The organism is Pseudomonas sp. 29 (assembly GCF_002754355.1).
Lineage (GTDB): Bacteria > Pseudomonadota > Gammaproteobacteria > Pseudomonadales > Pseudomonadaceae > Aquipseudomonas > Aquipseudomonas neuropathica.
Window position 1 is genome coordinate 2034704 of sequence record NZ_PEEY01000001.1, and the last position, 15542, is coordinate 2050245.

Annotated in this window: 15 protein-coding genes; 12 read left to right on the plus strand and 3 right to left on the minus strand. The window is 60.2% G+C overall.

The genetic code is table 11. The features are described 5' to 3' along the window. The first annotated feature begins 30 nt into the window (after window positions 1–30). The 4 genes from CLU80_RS09470 (at window position 31) to CLU80_RS09485 (ending at window position 3549) form a co-directional block, all read left to right on the plus strand. A complete protein-coding gene (locus tag CLU80_RS09470) occupies window positions 31–828 on the plus strand; it encodes a hydroxymethylpyrimidine/phosphomethylpyrimidine kinase (protein ID WP_099759363.1) in 798 nt (265 codons plus the stop codon). Window positions 829–846: 18 nt separating this feature from the next. After that, window positions 847–1470, plus strand: a complete 624-nt coding sequence (gene thiE, locus CLU80_RS09475) for a thiamine phosphate synthase (RefSeq protein WP_099757260.1) — start codon at window positions 847–849, stop codon at window positions 1468–1470. A gap of 15 nt (window positions 1471–1485) precedes the next feature. Continuing rightward, a complete protein-coding gene (gene hemL / locus CLU80_RS09480) occupies window positions 1486–2769 on the plus strand; it encodes a glutamate-1-semialdehyde 2,1-aminomutase (RefSeq protein ID WP_099757261.1) in 1284 nt (427 codons plus the stop codon). A gap of 225 nt (window positions 2770–2994) precedes the next feature. Next, window positions 2995–3549, plus strand: a complete 555-nt coding sequence (locus CLU80_RS09485) for a tetratricopeptide repeat protein (RefSeq protein WP_003228518.1) — start codon at window positions 2995–2997, stop codon at window positions 3547–3549. Between the two features lie 139 nt (window positions 3550–3688). On the opposite strand, the gene CLU80_RS09490 is transcribed toward CLU80_RS09485, so the two are convergent. Further along, complete coding sequence (locus tag CLU80_RS09490; protein ID WP_003185742.1) at window positions 3689–4018, minus strand: DUF1820 family protein; 330 nt, start codon at window positions 4016–4018, stop codon at window positions 3689–3691. Between the two features lie 133 nt (window positions 4019–4151). On the opposite strand from CLU80_RS09490, the gene miaB reads away from it, so the two are divergent. The 5 genes from miaB (at window position 4152) to lnt (ending at window position 9545) form a co-directional block, all read left to right on the plus strand. Next, a complete protein-coding gene (gene miaB / locus CLU80_RS09495) occupies window positions 4152–5480 on the plus strand; it encodes a tRNA (N6-isopentenyl adenosine(37)-C2)-methylthiotransferase MiaB (RefSeq protein WP_093434625.1) in 1329 nt (442 codons plus the stop codon). 193 nt (window positions 5481–5673) lie between these two features. After that, the gene (locus CLU80_RS09500) at window positions 5674–6672 is read left to right on the plus strand and encodes a PhoH family protein (RefSeq protein ID WP_093434622.1); all 999 of its coding nucleotides are present in this window, start codon (window positions 5674–5676) and stop codon (window positions 6670–6672) included. Then, entirely contained in the window at window positions 6665–7159 is a 495-nt protein-coding gene (gene ybeY / locus CLU80_RS09505; RefSeq protein WP_095122053.1) for an rRNA maturation RNase YbeY, read from the plus strand. The genes CLU80_RS09500 and ybeY overlap by 8 nt, the downstream gene beginning before the upstream one ends. Before the next feature lie 5 nt (window positions 7160–7164). After that, entirely contained in the window at window positions 7165–8004 is an 840-nt protein-coding gene (locus CLU80_RS09510; protein ID WP_099757262.1) for a CorC family transporter, read from the plus strand. Between the two features lie 17 nt (window positions 8005–8021). After that, a complete protein-coding gene (lnt, locus tag CLU80_RS09515; RefSeq protein WP_099757263.1) occupies window positions 8022–9545 on the plus strand; it encodes an apolipoprotein N-acyltransferase in 1524 nt (507 codons plus the stop codon). Between the two features lie 83 nt (window positions 9546–9628). On the opposite strand, the gene CLU80_RS09520 is transcribed toward lnt, so the two are convergent. Both CLU80_RS09520 and CLU80_RS09525 read right to left on the minus strand, forming a co-directional pair. Further along, a complete protein-coding gene (locus CLU80_RS09520) occupies window positions 9629–10390 on the minus strand; it encodes a YdcF family protein (protein WP_095125492.1) in 762 nt (253 codons plus the stop codon). A gap of 104 nt (window positions 10391–10494) precedes the next feature. Beyond that, window positions 10495–10818 carry a hypothetical protein gene (locus CLU80_RS09525; RefSeq protein ID WP_095048767.1) on the minus strand — a complete coding sequence of 108 codons (324 nt, stop codon included), beginning with the start codon at window positions 10816–10818 and terminating at the stop codon, window positions 10495–10497. Between the two features lie 255 nt (window positions 10819–11073). On the opposite strand from CLU80_RS09525, the gene leuS reads away from it, so the two are divergent. The 3 genes from leuS (at window position 11074) to holA (ending at window position 15450) form a co-directional block, all read left to right on the plus strand. Next, a complete protein-coding gene (gene leuS, locus CLU80_RS09530; protein WP_099757264.1) occupies window positions 11074–13680 on the plus strand; it encodes a leucine--tRNA ligase in 2607 nt (868 codons plus the stop codon). A gap of 87 nt (window positions 13681–13767) precedes the next feature. Next, complete coding sequence (locus CLU80_RS09535) at window positions 13768–14373, plus strand: LPS-assembly lipoprotein LptE (protein WP_093434604.1); 606 nt, start codon at window positions 13768–13770, stop codon at window positions 14371–14373. Between the two features lie 39 nt (window positions 14374–14412). After that, window positions 14413–15450 carry a DNA polymerase III subunit delta gene (gene holA, locus CLU80_RS09540; protein WP_099757265.1) on the plus strand — a complete coding sequence of 346 codons (1038 nt, stop codon included), beginning with the start codon at window positions 14413–14415 and terminating at the stop codon, window positions 15448–15450. The last annotated feature ends 92 nt before the right edge of the window (window positions 15451–15542 follow it).

The window sequence follows — 15542 nt, forward strand, 5'->3', positions numbered from 1 at the left end:
AAATCAGGTTTGGTGGTAAGCTCGCGCACCATGAATATCTACAGCTCCCGCCCCGTTGTCCTCTGTCTCTCCGGCCACGACCCAAGTGGTGGCGCCGGCTTGCAGGCAGATATCGAAGCCCTGCTCGCGCAGGGTTGCCATGCGGCTCCGGCCGTCACCGCCCTGACCGTGCAAGACACCGTCAACGTCACTGACTTCCGCGTCCTCGACCGTGAGTGGGTATTGGCTCAAGCCAATGCCGTACTCAACGACTCCGAAGTCGCGGCAGTCAAACTGGGCATGCTCGGTTCGCTGGAAATGGTCGACACCGTTGTCGAACTGCTCTCGGCGCACCCGCACTTGCCGGTGGTCTGCGACCCGGTGCTGCGCGCCGGCGGCGGCGGACGTCTGGGCAAGGACGAGGTGGGTTACGCGATGCGTGAGCGTCTGCTGCCGCTGTCGATCATTGCCACCCCTAATCTTCCCGAAGCGCGCATCCTCGCCGAACTGCCTGAAGGCACCGCCGACCAGTGCGCTGAAAAACTCCTGCCGTTCGTCAAAAACCTGCTGATCACCGGCGGTCATGGCGACGAAACTGAAATCCACAACCGCGTGTATAGCCGCGACGGTCTGCGTGAAACCTTTATCTGTCAGCGTCTGCCCGGCAGCTATCACGGCTCCGGCTGCACCTTGGCCAGCGCCCTCGCCGGCCGACTGGCCCAAGGCGAACACCTGGCCAGCGCCGTACGCAGTGCACTGGATTACACCTGGCGCACCCTGCGCGATGCCGAACAACTGGGCAAAGGCCAGTTCGTCCCGCGTCGCCTGCCGCTGGATTTCTGCTCGTAACGTCGTGAGGTCTGCCTGATGAAACTACGTGGCCTGTATGCCATTACCGACAGCCAGTTGCTGGCCGGCAAGTTTCTGTCTTACGTGGAGGCGGCGCTGGAAGGCGGCGTCACCCTGCTGCAATACCGCGACAAGAGCAACGATGAGGCCCGCCGTCTGCGCGAGGCCGAAGCGCTGCGCGATCTGTGCGAGCGCTACAAGACGCAGCTGATCATCAACGATGACGCTGAGCTGGCGGCGCGCCTCAACGTTGGCGTGCACCTCGGCCAGACCGACGGCCCGCTGTCGCCGACCCGCGCCCTGCTCGGCTCGAAAGCGATCATCGGTTCGACCTGCCACGCGCAAATCGCGCTGGCCGAACAAGCGGCCAAAGAAGGTGCGAGTTATGTCGCCTTCGGTCGCTTCTTCAACTCCAAAACCAAGCCCGGCGCGCCGACCTGCAGCCTCGATCTACTAAACGATGCCAAGCGCACACTGCACCTGCCAATCTGCGCGATTGGCGGCATCACCCTCGACAACGCCGCGCCGCTGGTGGCCCATGGGGTCGACCTGCTCGCCGTGGTCCACGGTCTGTTTGGTGCCGAGAGCACCGCCGAAGTGACCCGCCGCGCCCGCGCGTTCAATGAATTACTGAAAGTCTGATTTGAGAGCCCGATCATGTCTCGTTCCGAAACCCTGTTTGCCAATGCCCAGAAACACATTCCCGGAGGCGTGAATTCGCCGGTTCGCGCGTTCAAAAGCGTGGGCGGCACACCGCTGTTCTTCAAGCACGCTGAAGGTGCTTACGTTACCGACGAAGACGACAAGCGTTATGTCGATTACGTTGGTTCGTGGGGTCCGATGATCCTCGGCCACAGCCACCCGGACGTGCTGGACGCAGTGCGCAATCAGCTGCAACACGGCTTGTCGTACGGTGCGCCGACCGCGATGGAAACCGAGATGGCCGATCTGGTCTGCTCGCTGGTGCCATCGATGGACATGGTGCGCATGGTCAGCTCCGGCACCGAAGCGACCATGAGCGCGATCCGTCTGGCCCGTGGTTACACCGGCCGTGACAGCATCATCAAGTTCGAGGGCTGCTATCACGGCCACTCCGACAGCCTGCTGGTCAAGGCCGGTTCCGGCGCACTGACTCAGGGCGTACCGAGCTCCGCCGGTGTGCCGGCGGCTTTCGCCAAACACACCCTGACCCTGCCGTTCAACGACATCGACGCGGTTGAGAAGATGCTCACTGAAGTCGGCCAGGAAGTGGCCTGCATCATCGTTGAGCCAGTGGCCGGCAACATGAACTGCGTACCACCAGCGCCGGGCTTCCTAGAAGGCCTGCGCACGCTGTGCGACAAGCATGGCGTGGTGCTGATTTTCGACGAAGTGATGACCGGTTTCCGCGTTGCCCTCGGCGGTGCTCAGGCGTATTACGGGGTCAATCCAGACCTGACCACCTTCGGCAAGATCATCGGTGGCGGCATGCCGGTCGGCTGCTTCGGCGGCAAGCGTGAAATCATGGAGCGTATTGCGCCGCTGGGCCCGGTGTATCAGGCTGGCACGCTGTCGGGTAACCCGTTGGCCATGGCCGCCGGCTTGACCACGCTGCGTTTGATCAGCCGTCCGGGTTTCCACGCCGAGCTGACCGACTACACCACGCGCCTGCTCGATGGCCTGCAACAACGCGCCGATGCTGCTGGCATTCCGTTTGTGACCACTCAGGCTGGCGGCATGTTCGGTCTGTACTTCAGCGGTGCCGACGACATCGTCACCTTTGAAGATGTGATGGCCAGCGACGCTGCCCTGTTCGGTCGCTTCTTCCACCTGATGCTGGAAGGTGGCGTGTACCTGGCGCCGAGCGCCTTCGAAGCCGGGTTTACCTCGATCGCCCACGGCGAAGCCGAGTTGAAACTGACACTGGACGCTGCCGAGCGCGCCTTCGCCGCACTGAAATAACCGCCGTACCGCTGACGTTGGCTATCGCCAGCGTCAGCACTCACCTACATCGACGCTGTTTTTCCGATGCTCCTGCTAAAAATCTCCCCTAAAGTGGGCGATATATTCCCCGCGCAGCAGAAAAACGAGTAAAGACTTTGTAAGGTTGGCCCTGCTTATTTCATAATGCGCGCTTATTGGATCCCTCGATGGGTCCGCGTGCCCTTCAGAGGTAAGTCGATTCCCATGAACCGCACCGGCCGCACCCTTGCCTTGGGCTGCCTGTTGCTCCTTCAGCCCCTGCTCGCGCATGCACAAGCAGGCGGCAACTCGTTGTTGATCCCGGCGATGGGTCGTTGCACCCTCAATACTCAGCCGCAAGACGTCACGCAGGCACTGGCCGCCTGCCAGAAAGCGGCAGACGAAGGGGATGCGCAAGCGCAATACGAGTTGGGTGAGTTCTACTACGACGGCAAGAATGCCCCGCGCGACCTCAATCAAGCCTTGAGCTATTTCGAAAAAGCCTCGCTGCAAGGCCACGCTCAGGCTCAGTTCAAGCTCGGCACCATGTTCTTCCACGGTGAAGGCGTGCAGGCCAACAATATTCAGGCGTACATCGTGCTGAAGATGGCCGCGGTCAACGGCGCTGAAGACGCGCTGGACACGGCCGACGAAGTCTCCGAAAAAATGTCTCGCGAAGACCTCGAAACCGCGACCCAGGTGCTCGGGCAAATTTTCCGTAAATACCTGATGGAACTGCAGAGCGCCGATGGGCGTACGCCGTTCTCGCCTCTTCCCTGATTTTTGCGCCGACCTTTCCGGCCCCTTCGCGAGCAAGCTCGCTCCCACAGTAGATCTCCAGTGTTCAGAAGATCCCCTGTGGGAGCGACGGTGCGACGATTCGACTTGCTCGCGAATGAGGGCGACGCGGTCTTGTGTTTTACTTCTCAGGCATCGGCATCGGAAACGGCATCACATTGCCGACCGCGCCGCGGGCTTCGCTGATTTTCGGGGTGCCCAGACGTTCCACTTCATCGATGCGCACAATCGAATGCATCGGCACAAAGCTGCGCACCACGCCTTCGAACTGCGCCTTGAGCTTTTCTTCGCTCGGATCGACGACCACTTGCGTGCGCTCGCCAAAGACGAACTCTTCCACTTCCAGAAAGCCCCACAGATCACTTTGATAGATCTGCTTGGCGTACATTTCGAACACCTGGCCCTGGTTGAGGAAAATCACCTTATAGATTGGAGCTTCGCGTTTGGTCATGGCGGGGGGATAACATCGGGGATAAAAATGAGGGCGCAAACTATAGCATAGCCACCGGACGCGCAGCGGTAGGAACCTGAAGGCTTGTTCCCTATAATGCGGGGTTCTTTGAATCACGTGATGACCCTAATCCATGGCCAAGAAGCTTTACATCGAAACCCACGGTTGCCAGATGAACGAGTACGACAGCTCGCGCATGGTCGATCTGCTGGGTGAACATCAGGCCCTGGAAGTCACCGCGCGTGCCGAAGATGCCGACGTAATTCTGCTCAACACCTGCTCGATCCGCGAGCGCGCTCAGGATCGCGTGTATTCGCAGCTCGGCCGCTGGCGCGAACTGAAACTGGCCAACCCGGAGATGGTGATCGCCGTTGGCGGTTGTGTGGCCAGTCAGGAAGGCGCGGCGATTCGTGATCGCGCGCCGTACGTCGACGTGGTCTTCGGCCCGCAGACCCTGCACCGCCTGCCAGAAATGATCGACGCCGCGCGCATCACCAAACTGCCGCAAGTCGACGTGTCGTTCCCGGAAATCGAAAAATTCGACCATTTGCCCGAACCGCGCATCGATGGCCCGAGCGCTTACGTGTCGGTGATGGAAGGTTGCAGCAAGTACTGCACGTTCTGCGTGGTGCCTTACACCCGTGGCGAAGAAGTCAGCCGGCCGTTCGATGACGTGGTCGCCGAAGTCATTCACCTCGCCGAAAACGGCGTGCGTGAAGTGACGCTGCTGGGGCAGAACGTCAACGGCTATCGCGGTACGACCCATGACGGTCGTCTGGCTGATCTCGCCGAGCTGATCCGCGTCGTCGCCGCCATCGACGGCATCGACCGCATTCGCTACACCACTTCGCACCCGCTGGAATTCTCCGACAGCCTGATCCAGGCCCACGCCGACGTCCCGGAACTGGTCAAGCATCTGCATTTGCCGGTGCAGTCGGGTTCCGACCGGATTCTCGCGGCGATGAAGCGCAACCACACGGCGCTGGAGTACAAATCCAAGCTGCGCAAACTGCGTGCGGCGGTGCCGGGCATCTGTATCAGTTCGGACTTCATCGTCGGCTTCCCCGGCGAGACCGAGAAAGACTTCGAACAGACGATGAAGCTGATTGCCGATGTCGGTTTCGACTTCTCCTACTCGTTCGTTTACAGCCAGCGCCCAGGTACCCCGGCGGCCGATCTGGCCGACGAGACCCCGGAAGAGTTGAAAAAGGAACGCCTGAACGCCCTGCAACATCGCCTGAATCAGCAAGGCTTTGAGATCAGCCGACAAATGGTCGGCTCGATCCAGCGCATTCTGGTCACCGACTATTCGAAGAAAGACCCGGGCGAGCTGCAAGGGCGCACCGAGAATAATCGAATCGTCAACTTCCGCTGCGACAATCCGACCCTGATCGGCCAGTTCGCCGATGTGCACATCGACGCGGCGCAACCGCACTCGCTGCGCGGCTCGCTGGTCCAGTAACACTGCATTTCCCTGTGGGAGCGAGCCTGCTCGCGAAGGCTGCGACACATTAAACATTCATGTGTCTGACAGACCGCCTTCGCGAGCAGGCTCGCTCCCACATGAACCGTGGTGATTTAAGAGCTTTCGCACCCAGGCCTCTGGCGTTATCCTTGATTTCATCTTAATTGCCCCAGGGCGGCTAAATACGACCTTGAACGCACCCATAGAACCACATCGTTTTATCCTCGAGCCTTTTGAGGCTCGCCGCTTCGCCAATCTGTGCGGGCAATTCGACGAGCATTTGCGCTTGATCGAACAGCGCCTGACCATCGAGATCCGCAACCGCGGAAACCAGTTCGAGTTGATCGGCGACCCCAAGCACACCACGTCTGCGGAAAACCTGCTGCGCCGCCTGTACCGGGAAACCAAAGGTACCGAGCTGTCGCCAGACCTCGTGCACCTGTTCCTCCAGGAATCGGCCGTGGTCGAGCTGGACAATCACGCCCCCGCCGAAGCCTCTGTCGCCCTGCGCACCAAGAAAGGCATGATTCGCCCACGCGGCTTGAATCAACTGCGCTACGTGAAGGAAATCCTCGGTAACGACATCAACTTCGGCATCGGTCCGGCCGGTACCGGCAAGACCTATCTGGCCGTGGCCTGCGCTGTCGATGCCCTGGAGCGCGAGCAGATCCGTCGCATCCTGCTGGTGCGTCCGGCGGTTGAAGCGGGTGAAAAACTCGGCTTCCTGCCCGGCGACCTGTCGCAGAAGATCGACCCGTACCTGCGTCCGCTCTACGACGCACTCTACGAGATGCTCGGCTTTGAATACGTGGCCAAGCTGATCGAGCGTCAGGTGATTGAAGTTGCGCCGCTGGCCTACATGCGCGGTCGCACGCTGAATAACAGCTTCATCATTCTCGACGAAAGCCAGAACACCACCGTCGAACAGATGAAGATGTTCCTGACCCGGATCGGCTTTGGCTCCACCGCAGTCATCACCGGTGATATCACCCAGGTCGACCTGCCGCGTGGCACCAAGTCCGGCCTGCATCATGTGATCGAAGTGCTCAAAGACGTGCCGGGCATCAGCTTCACGCACTTCCAGCCTAAAGACGTCGTGCGCCATCCTTTGGTACAGCGGATCGTCGAAGCCTACGAGCGCTTCGAAAACCGTGACGATGCCCCCAAGGACACCTCGCGAAATGCTTGAGCTAGACCTGCAAATCGCGACTGACGCGAACGCGCCGAGTGAGGCCGACTTCCGCCTGTGGTGCGAACTGGCCCTGCGCCAACGCACCGCCGACTCGGAAATGACCATTCGTCTGGTCGACGAGGAAGAAGGCCGCGAGCTCAATCACACCTGGCGCCACAAGGATTACGCGACCAACGTCCTGTCGTTCCCGGCTGAAGTGCCTGACGAGTTTCTCGACATCCCGCTGCTCGGCGATCTGGTGATCTGCGTGGCCGTGGTCGAGCGCGAAGCCGCCGAACAAGGCAAGGAACTAAAGGCCCACTGGGCACATCTGGTCATTCACGGCTGCTTGCATCTGCTTGGTTACGACCATATAGATGACGAAGAAGCCGAAGAAATGGAAGCACTGGAACGCGAGTTGCTTGCTGAACTGGGCTATCCCGATCCGTACGCGGACGACGAACCCGAAACATCCCCTATCGTTACAACAAAGGATTCAGAGTAATCGCTATGAGCGAAGATCGATCGAGCAACGGGCAGAAGTCATGGCTGGGTAAACTGACCCAGGCTTTTGCCCACGAGCCGAAGAACCGTCAGGAGCTCCTCGAGCTGCTGCGTGATGCACATCAGAACAAACTGCTGGACAGCGAAGCGCTGGCCATCGTCGAAGGCGCCATTCAGGTGGCTGACCTGCAAGTACGCGACATCATGGTGCCGCGTTCGCAGATGATCAGCATCAAGGCGACCCAGACACCCCGTGAATTCCTCCCGGCCGTGGTCGAATCGGCCCACTCGCGCTATCCGGTGATCGGCGAAAGCCATGACGACGTGATGGGCGTACTGCTGGCCAAGGATCTGCTGCCGCTGATCCTCAAGGAGAACGGCGACAGCTTCAACATCAAGGATCTGCTGCGCCCGGCCACCTTCGTGCCGGAGTCCAAGCGCCTGAACGTGTTGCTGCGAGAATTCCGCGCCAACCACAACCACATGGCCATCGTCATCGACGAATACGGCGGCGTGGCCGGCCTGGTAACGATTGAAGACGTGCTGGAACAGATCGTCGGCGACATCGAAGACGAACACGACGTCGAAGAAGACAGCTACATCAAGCCGCTGCCCAGCGGTGACTTCCTGATCAAGGCCCTGACCCCAATCGAGAACTTCAACGAGTTCTTCGACAGCGAGTTCTCCGATGACGAGTTCGACACTGTCGGCGGCCTGGTGATGAGCGCGTTCGGGCACTTGCCAAAACGCAACGAAATCACTGAAATCGGCGCCTATCGTTTCCGCATCCTGAACGCCGACAGCCGTCGGATTCATTTGCTGCGACTGACCCCTATCGCCCGGTAAGAAATCTAAGGACTGAAATGCGCTGGACAACCCGCCCCGGCTGGCCCGGTAACCTGCTGGCCGTGGCGGCCGGTGCAATCACCACTTTCGCTCTGGCACCGTTCAATATCTGGCCGCTGGCTTTGCTGGCGGTCGGCTTGTTCTATGCCGGTTTGCGCGAGCTGAGTCCGCGTCAGGCACTGGGCCGCGGCTGGTGTTTCGGTTTCGGCCTGTTCGGCGCCGGTACCAGCTGGATCTATTACAGTATTCACCATTTCGGCGGCGCTTCGGTGCTGCTGGCCGGGTTCCTGATGCTGCTGTTTACCGCGGCGATCGCCTGGTTCTTTGCCCTGCCGGCCTGGCTGTGGGCGCGCTGGTTGCGCCGTAACGAAGCACCTGTGGCTGATGCCTTGGCGTTCGCTGCCTTGTGGGTCGGCCAGGAAGCGTTTCGCGGCTGGTTCCTCACTGGTTTCCCGTGGTTGTACTCGGGTTACAGCCAGCTCGATGGCCCATTGGCCGGACTCGCTCCAGTGGGTGGCATGTGGCTGGTGTCGTTTGTTCTGGCACTGACCGCAGCACTGATCTACAACGCCCCACGCCTGCTGCAAACCGGCCGCAAAGGTTTTGTTGCCGCAGGTTTGGTGCTGCTGGTTGGCCCTTGGGTGGCCGGCATTGCGCTCAAGGGCCATGCCTGGACCAGCCCCTCCGGCGCGCCGCTGAGTGTTGCCGCGATTCAGGGCAACGTCGCGCAAAGCATGAAATGGGATCCGGCCGAGCTCAACGCGCAGTTGGCTTTGTATCGCGATTTGAGCTTCCGCTCGAAACCGGTGGACCTGCTGATCTGGCCGGAAACCGCCGTGCCGGTATTGAAGGAGTCCGCCGAGGGCTACCTGACCATGATGGGTACCTTCGCCGCCGAGCGTAAATCGGCGCTGATCACTGGCGTACCGATCCGCGAAACCGTTCGTCACGAAAAACGCTTCTTCAATGGCATCACCGTGGTGGGCGAAGGCGATGGCACCTACCTGAAGCAGAAACTGGTGCCCTTCGGCGAATACGTGCCACTGCAGGATGTATTGCGCGGGCTGATCGCCTTCTTCGACCTGCCAATGTCCGACTTTGCCCGTGGCCCGGCCGATCAGGCGTTGTTGCAGGCCAAGGGTTATCAGATCGCACCGTTCATCTGCTACGAGGTGGTCTATCCGGAATTCGCCGCCAGCCTGTCGGCGCGCAGTGATTTGCTGCTGACGATCAGCAACGACACCTGGTTCGGCACCTCGATTGGCCCGCTGCAGCATTTGCAGATGGCGCAGATGCGTGCGCTTGAGGCTGGGCGCTGGATGATTCGTGCAACCAACAACGGTGTGACCGGACTGATCAACCCGTTCGGGCAGATCACCGAGCAGATTCCGCAGTTTGAACAGGGCATCCTCTACGGCGAAGTGGTGCCGATGCACAACCTGACGCCGTATCTGCAATGGCGCTCGTGGCCATTGATCATCCTGTGCGTTCTGCTGTTTGGCTGGGCACTGATGGCCAGCCGGATGTCGAAAACGCTTTAAAGCAAAGATCGCAGCCTGCGGCAGCTCCTACACGGGATTTGTATTTTCCCAAGGAGCCGCCGCAGGCTGCGATCTTTTGATCTTCAGCGGTAAAACAGCGAATACCCCACCTGCCCTACCGCTTCATTCAACAACTGCCCGCTCTGCCAGATCGACTTGAACTCCGGCAGCCAGCCACCAAACGGTCTCGCGTTATCGGTTCCGAGAAATCCGACCGGGGCCGGCACCACTTCAAAACCCGCCTGTTGAAAACTCCATACCGATCGCGGCATGTGCCAGGCCTGCGTCACCACGACCACGCGCTTGATCCCCTGCGGCAACAAGATATCGGCCGTGAACTTCGCATTTTCCCACGTAGTGCGGCTCTCGCCTTCCTGCCAGCGCACGGTCACGCCAAAATCGTCGCGCAATGAATCCGCCATCAACTTCGCCTCGGTCGGCGGCGTACCGTAATGCAGGCCACCCGTGGTCAGAATCGGCAACCCGGATGCCTTCGCCAGTCGAGCCGCATACCGCTGACGCTCAAGGCCCACGCCGGTCGGCTGATCCTCTCCCCAGGCCAGATCACCGCGCTCGCGGCCGGAACCCAGCACCACAATCGCGTCAGCGCGCTGCGCCAACGTCGCCCACTCTTCACGGGCCAATGGTGGCTCGCGTTCCAGAGCTTTCGCGCCCCACTGCACGACCACCGGCAGGCTCATCAGCCACATTCCGCCAAAGCCAATGGCAAAACACAATCCAGCCAGGCGCGGCCGTGAGCGGCGCAGCCACCAAGCGGCCAGCAACAGCAGCAAAAGAATGCCGGGTGGTAACAAAAGTTGTTTGATGAAATAACGAAAAGGCATCGAGCATCTCCACAGATGCCCGAAGCCTAAGAGTGTTAATAAAGCGTTACAACCAATAGGTGGGATCCCGTTGAAAAAGATCCGGTTCTTGACCTGCCATGCGCTTACTTGGCCTGTACAGAGCGAACCTTGACGGTGTCTCTGCCGGGCGCCTTGTCCTTGAGCCAGATGACCTTGGCCGAATGTGCTGCATCGAGCTGCTTCACTGCCTGTGACAAGCATCCGTGCGTTTCACGTTCACTGCGATCCAGATAGGCCTTGACCAGTTTGAACTCGGCGGGGCTCAAGCCACGCAATTCCAGTTCCAGGGGGCGCTCGTCGCGCAGCCGGTCAGCGGTTTTTAATGCGTCCAGGGCCATACCAAGACGATCGATCAATCTTTCGTACAACTCGGGTTTCGTCACGTTTTTTTGCCGTTGCTCCACCATCCCTCACCTCATTGAAGATAAGACTCACTCCCCAGTTAGAGCTTAGCTTCGCTGCACAAACCGGCTGCACGCCGCGACCAACGGCCCTCGCCACGGATTTGCCGGGACAAACAGCTGTAATCAGGGTTTCCCTAGGCCGAGCGCGGTCATGTATGCTACGGCGCTTCCTGTAATTCCACTTCCAGCTCGTCCGGGCCAACCCCGGCACCTGCGTTGAAGAGGATTAGGCCACCCCTATCCAGTACAAAAGTAGCCATGCACGAACAATATCAGCCCCGTGAAATCGAAGCCGCCGCCCAGTCGTTCTGGGACGAGCAAAAGTCCTTTGAAGTCAGTGAACAGCCAGGCAAGGAAACCTACTACTGCCTGTCGATGTTCCCTTACCCCAGCGGCAAGCTACACATGGGGCACGTGCGCAACTACACCATCGGCGACGTGATCTCCCGCTACCAGCGCATGCTCGGCAAGAACGTTCTGCAACCTATGGGTTGGGACGCGTTCGGCATGCCGGCAGAAAACGCCGCGATGAAGAACAACGTCGCGCCGGCCAAGTGGACCTACGAAAACATCGCCTACATGAAAACCCAGCTGCGCAGCCTGGGTCTGGCGGTCGACTGGTCGCGCGAAGTCACCACCTGCAAACCGGATTACTACCGCTGGGAACAATGGCTGTTCACTCGCCTGTTCGAAAAAGGCGTGATCTACCGTAAAAACGGCACCGTGAACTGGGACCCGATCGACCAGACCGTTCTCGCTAACGAACAGGTGATCGACGGTCGCGGCTGGCGTTCCGGCGCGCTGATCGAAAAGCGCGAAATCCCGATGTACTACTTCAAGATCACCGCCTACGCGGATGAGCTGCTGGAGAGCCTCGACGAACTGACTGGCTGGCCTGAACAGGTCAAGACCATGCAGCGCAACTGGATCGGCAAATCCCGCGGCATGGAAGTGCAGTTCCCGTACAACGTCGACTCGATTGGCGAAGCCGGCACCCTGAAAGTCTTCACTACCCGTCCGGACACCCTGATGGGCGCGACCTATGTCGCCGTGGCTGCCGAGCATCCACTGGCGACCCAGGCAGCGCAGAACAACCCTGAGCTGCAAGCGTTCATCGCTGAATGCAAGGGCGGCAGCGTCGCCGAAGCCGACGTCGCCACGCAAGAGAAGAAAGGCCTGCCGACCGGCCTGTTCGTCGAGCACCCGCTGACCGGTGAAAAACTCCCGGTCTGGGTCGCCAACTACGTGCTGATGCACTACGGCGACGGCGCAGTCATGGCTGTACCGGCGCACGACGAGCGCGATTTCGAATTCGCTCACAAGTACAACCTGCCGGTGAAATCGGTAGTGCGTACCAGCTCTGGCGACAGTAACCCGGCCCCGTGGCAAGACGCCTATGGCGAGCACGGTACGCTGATCAACTCTGGCGAATTCGACGGCCTCGACTTCGCTGGCGCGTTCGACGCCATTGAAGTGGCCCTGATCAAGAAAGAACTGGGCGCCTCGCGCACCCAGTTCCGCCTGCGCGACTGGGGCATCAGCCGCCAGCGCTACTGGGGCTGCCCGATCCCGATCATCCACTGCGATGCATGCGGTGACGTGCCGGTGCCGGAAGATCAACTGCCTGTGGTCCTGCCGGAAGACGTGGTGCCGGACGGCGCCGGTTCGCCGCTGGCGCGCATGCCTGAGTTTTACGAGTGCAGCTGCCCGAAATGCGGCCAGCCTGCCAAGCGTGAAACCGACACCATGGATACGTTCGTCGAGTCGTCGTGGTACTACGCCCGTTACGCCTCGCCGCACTTTGAAGGTGGCCTGGTCGAAAAATCCGCAGCCGACCACTGGTTGCCAGTCGATCAGTACATCGGTGGTATCGAACACGCCATTCTGCACCTGCTTTACGCGCGCTTCTTCCACAAGCTGATGCGTGACGAAGGCCTGGTCAGCTCCAACGAGCCGTTCAAGAACCTGCTGACCCAAGGCATGGTGATCGCCGAAACCTACTACCGTCGCGAAGCCAATGGTGCTTACACCTGGTTCAACCCGGCGGACGTAGAACTCGAGCGCGACAGCAAAGCCAAGGTCATCCGTGCCAAGCTGAAATCCGACGGTCTGCCGGTAGAAATCGGCGGCACCGAGAAGATGGCCAAGTCGAAGAACAACGGCGTTGACCCACAGTCGATGATCGATCAGTTCGGCGCCGACACCTGCCGCCTGTTCATGATGTTCGCTTCGCCACCTGACATGAGCGCCGAATGGTCCGACTCCGGCGTCGAAGGTTCGCACCGTTTCCTCAAGCGCGTCTGGCGTCTGGCGCAAGCCCACGTCACTCAGGGCTTGCCGGGCAAGCTGGACATCGCCAGCCTGAATGACGAACAGAAGGCCGTGCGCCGCGCCATTCACGTGGCCATCAAGCAGGCCAGCCACGACGTCGGCCAGAACCACAAATTCAACACCGCCATCGCCCAGGTAATGACGCTGATGAACGTGCTGGAAAAAGCCGCACAAAGCACCGAGCAGGATCGCGCGCTGATTCACGAGGGTCTGGAAGCCGTGACGCTGTTGCTGGCACCAATCACGCCGCACATCAGCCACGAACTGTGGAACCAGCTGGGTCACGCCGATGCAGTCATCGACGCCGGCTGGCCGGCAGTGGATGAAAGCGCTTTGGTGCAGGACAGCCTGACCCTGGTCATCCAGGTCAACGGCAAACTGCGCGGCCAGATCGAAATGCCGGCCAGCGCGACCCGCGAAGAAGTTGAAGCAGCAGCCCGCGCCAACGAAAACGTACTGCGTTTCGTCGACGGCCTGACTATTCGTAAAGTGATCGTTGTGCCGGGGAAACTGGTCAACATCGTCGCCAGCTAATTGGATCGGGCGTCAGGCTCGCCTGGCGCCAAGTAAAACCTTTCGGGCCGTACAGTCGGCCCACGTGGTTTCAAGGGGAGCAACACAATGATCAAACGCAATCTGCTGGTGATGGGCCTCGCCGTTCTGTTGAGCGCCTGCGGTTTCCAGCTGCGCGGTACCGGCACCAACGAACTGTCGATCAAGGAACTCGACCTGAGCGCCCGTAACGCCTACGGCGAGACGGTCACGCAACTGCGCCAGGTGCTGGAGTCGAGCGGCGTCAAGGTTTACAGCGGTGCTCCGTACAAGCTGTTCCTGGCTGACCAGCAAGAGAGCCAGCGCATCCTCAGCTACGCCGGTGCCGGTCGTACGGGCGAGTATCAAGTCAGTACTGTTCTGAACTACGAGATCCGTGGCGACAAGAACCTGCAACTGCTCAGCGACAAACTTGAAGTTCAGAAAGTGTTTATTCACGACGGTAACAACCTCGTGGGCTCCGATCAGGAAGCCAACGACGCCCGTCGCGAAACCACTCGCGAACTGGTCCAACGCATGATGTTGCGTCTGCAGCAACTGACCCCGGGTCAACTGCAGCAGCTGCAGCAAGCCGCCAATGACCGCGCCAAGGCAGAAGCCGATGCGCTGCAAGCGGCACAAAAGGCTGAAGCGGAAACCCCGCGCCAGTCGCCGCTCGAAATACCGCAGCAGTAAGACGTTCGGGGCGCTCAGGCGCCCCGTTCGGCATTTCTTATGAAGCTCGCTCCCGCCCAACTCGGTAAACACCTGCAAGGTGCTTTGGCGCCTGTCTACATCATCAGCGGCGATGACCCGCTGCTGTGCCAGGAAGCCGCCGACGCCATCCGCAGCGCTGCGCGTCAGCAAGGTTTTGATGAACGCCAGGTCTTCGCCGCCGACGCCAATTTCGATTGGGGCACGTTGTTGCAGGCCGGCGCCAGCATGTCGCTGTTTGCCGAAAAACGTCTGTTGGAACTGCGCCTGCCTTCGGGCAAGCCCGGTGACAAAGGTGCCGCTGCATTCATCGAATATTGCTCGCGTCCCGCTGAAGACACCGTACTGCTGATCAGCTTGCCCAAGATGGATGGCAGCGCGCAGAAAACCAAGTGGGGCAAGGCGTTGGTCGAAGGCCAGCAAACCCAGTTCATTCAGATCTGGCCGGTGGACGCTAATCAATTGCCGAGCTGGATTCGTCAGCGTCTCTCCCAGGCCGGGCTATCGGCGAATCAGGACGCCGTCGAATTGATTGCTGCGCGTGTCGAGGGCAACCTGCTCGCCGCCGCGCAGGAAATCGAGAAGCTCAAGCTGATGGCCGAAGGTGGCCAGATCACTGTCGAAACCGTGCAGGCCGCTGTGGCCGACAGTGCGCGTTTTGACGTGTTCGGCTTGACTGACGCCGTGCTCAACGGCGAGCCGGCCCATGCCTTGCGCATGCTGGAAGGCTTGCGTGGCGAGGGTGTCGAGCCACCGGTGATTCTCTGGGCGCTGGCGCGGGAGTTGCGTCTGCTGGCCAACATCTCGTTGCAGTACAGCCAAGGCACGCCGCTGGACAAGTGTTTCAGTCAGGCCAGACCGCCAGTCTGGGACAAGCGCAAACCGCTGATGAGCAAAGCCCTGCAACGCTACTCGGCGCAACGCTGGGCGCAGTTGTTGCTCGAAGCTCAGCGTATCGATGCGCAGATCAAAGGTCAGGCGGCCGGTTCGCCGTGGATGAGCCTGAGCCGCTTGGCGTTATTGATGTCTGGCCAGCGTCTGACACTCCCCGCCGAATAACCTGCTCTACCGCATAACGGCCATTCGCGAGCAAGCTCGCTCCCACATTGAAATGCATTGCAAATGTGGGAGCGAGCCTGCTCGCGAAAACG

What these genes read in the sequence shown, in the direction of transcription:
- CLU80_RS09485 (WP_003228518.1), top strand. Translation starts at nt 2,995, where the DNA reads ATGAACCGCACCGGCCGCACCCTTGCCTTGGGCTGCCTGTTGCTCCTT.
- CLU80_RS09535 (WP_093434604.1), top strand. Translation starts at nt 13,768, where the DNA reads ATGATCAAACGCAATCTGCTGGTGATGGGCCTCGCCGTTCTGTTGAGC.
- thiE (WP_099757260.1), top strand. Translation starts at nt 847, where the DNA reads ATGAAACTACGTGGCCTGTATGCCATTACCGACAGCCAGTTGCTGGCC.
- ybeY (WP_095122053.1), top strand. Translation starts at nt 6,665, where the DNA reads ATGCTTGAGCTAGACCTGCAAATCGCGACTGACGCGAACGCGCCGAGT.
- leuS (WP_099757264.1), top strand. Translation starts at nt 11,074, where the DNA reads ATGCACGAACAATATCAGCCCCGTGAAATCGAAGCCGCCGCCCAGTCG.
- hemL (WP_099757261.1), top strand. Translation starts at nt 1,486, where the DNA reads ATGTCTCGTTCCGAAACCCTGTTTGCCAATGCCCAGAAACACATTCCC.
- CLU80_RS09490 (WP_003185742.1), bottom strand. Translation starts at nt 4,018, where the DNA reads ATGACCAAACGCGAAGCTCCAATCTATAAGGTGATTTTCCTCAACCAG.
- CLU80_RS09525 (WP_095048767.1), bottom strand. Translation starts at nt 10,818, where the DNA reads ATGGTGGAGCAACGGCAAAAAAACGTGACGAAACCCGAGTTGTACGAA.
- holA (WP_099757265.1), top strand. Translation starts at nt 14,413, where the DNA reads ATGAAGCTCGCTCCCGCCCAACTCGGTAAACACCTGCAAGGTGCTTTG.
- lnt (WP_099757263.1), top strand. Translation starts at nt 8,022, where the DNA reads ATGCGCTGGACAACCCGCCCCGGCTGGCCCGGTAACCTGCTGGCCGTG.
- CLU80_RS09470 (WP_099759363.1), top strand. Translation starts at nt 31, where the DNA reads ATGAATATCTACAGCTCCCGCCCCGTTGTCCTCTGTCTCTCCGGCCAC.
- CLU80_RS09510 (WP_099757262.1), top strand. Translation starts at nt 7,165, where the DNA reads ATGAGCGAAGATCGATCGAGCAACGGGCAGAAGTCATGGCTGGGTAAA.
- miaB (WP_093434625.1), top strand. Translation starts at nt 4,152, where the DNA reads ATGGCCAAGAAGCTTTACATCGAAACCCACGGTTGCCAGATGAACGAG.
- CLU80_RS09520 (WP_095125492.1), bottom strand. Translation starts at nt 10,390, where the DNA reads ATGCCTTTTCGTTATTTCATCAAACAACTTTTGTTACCACCCGGCATT.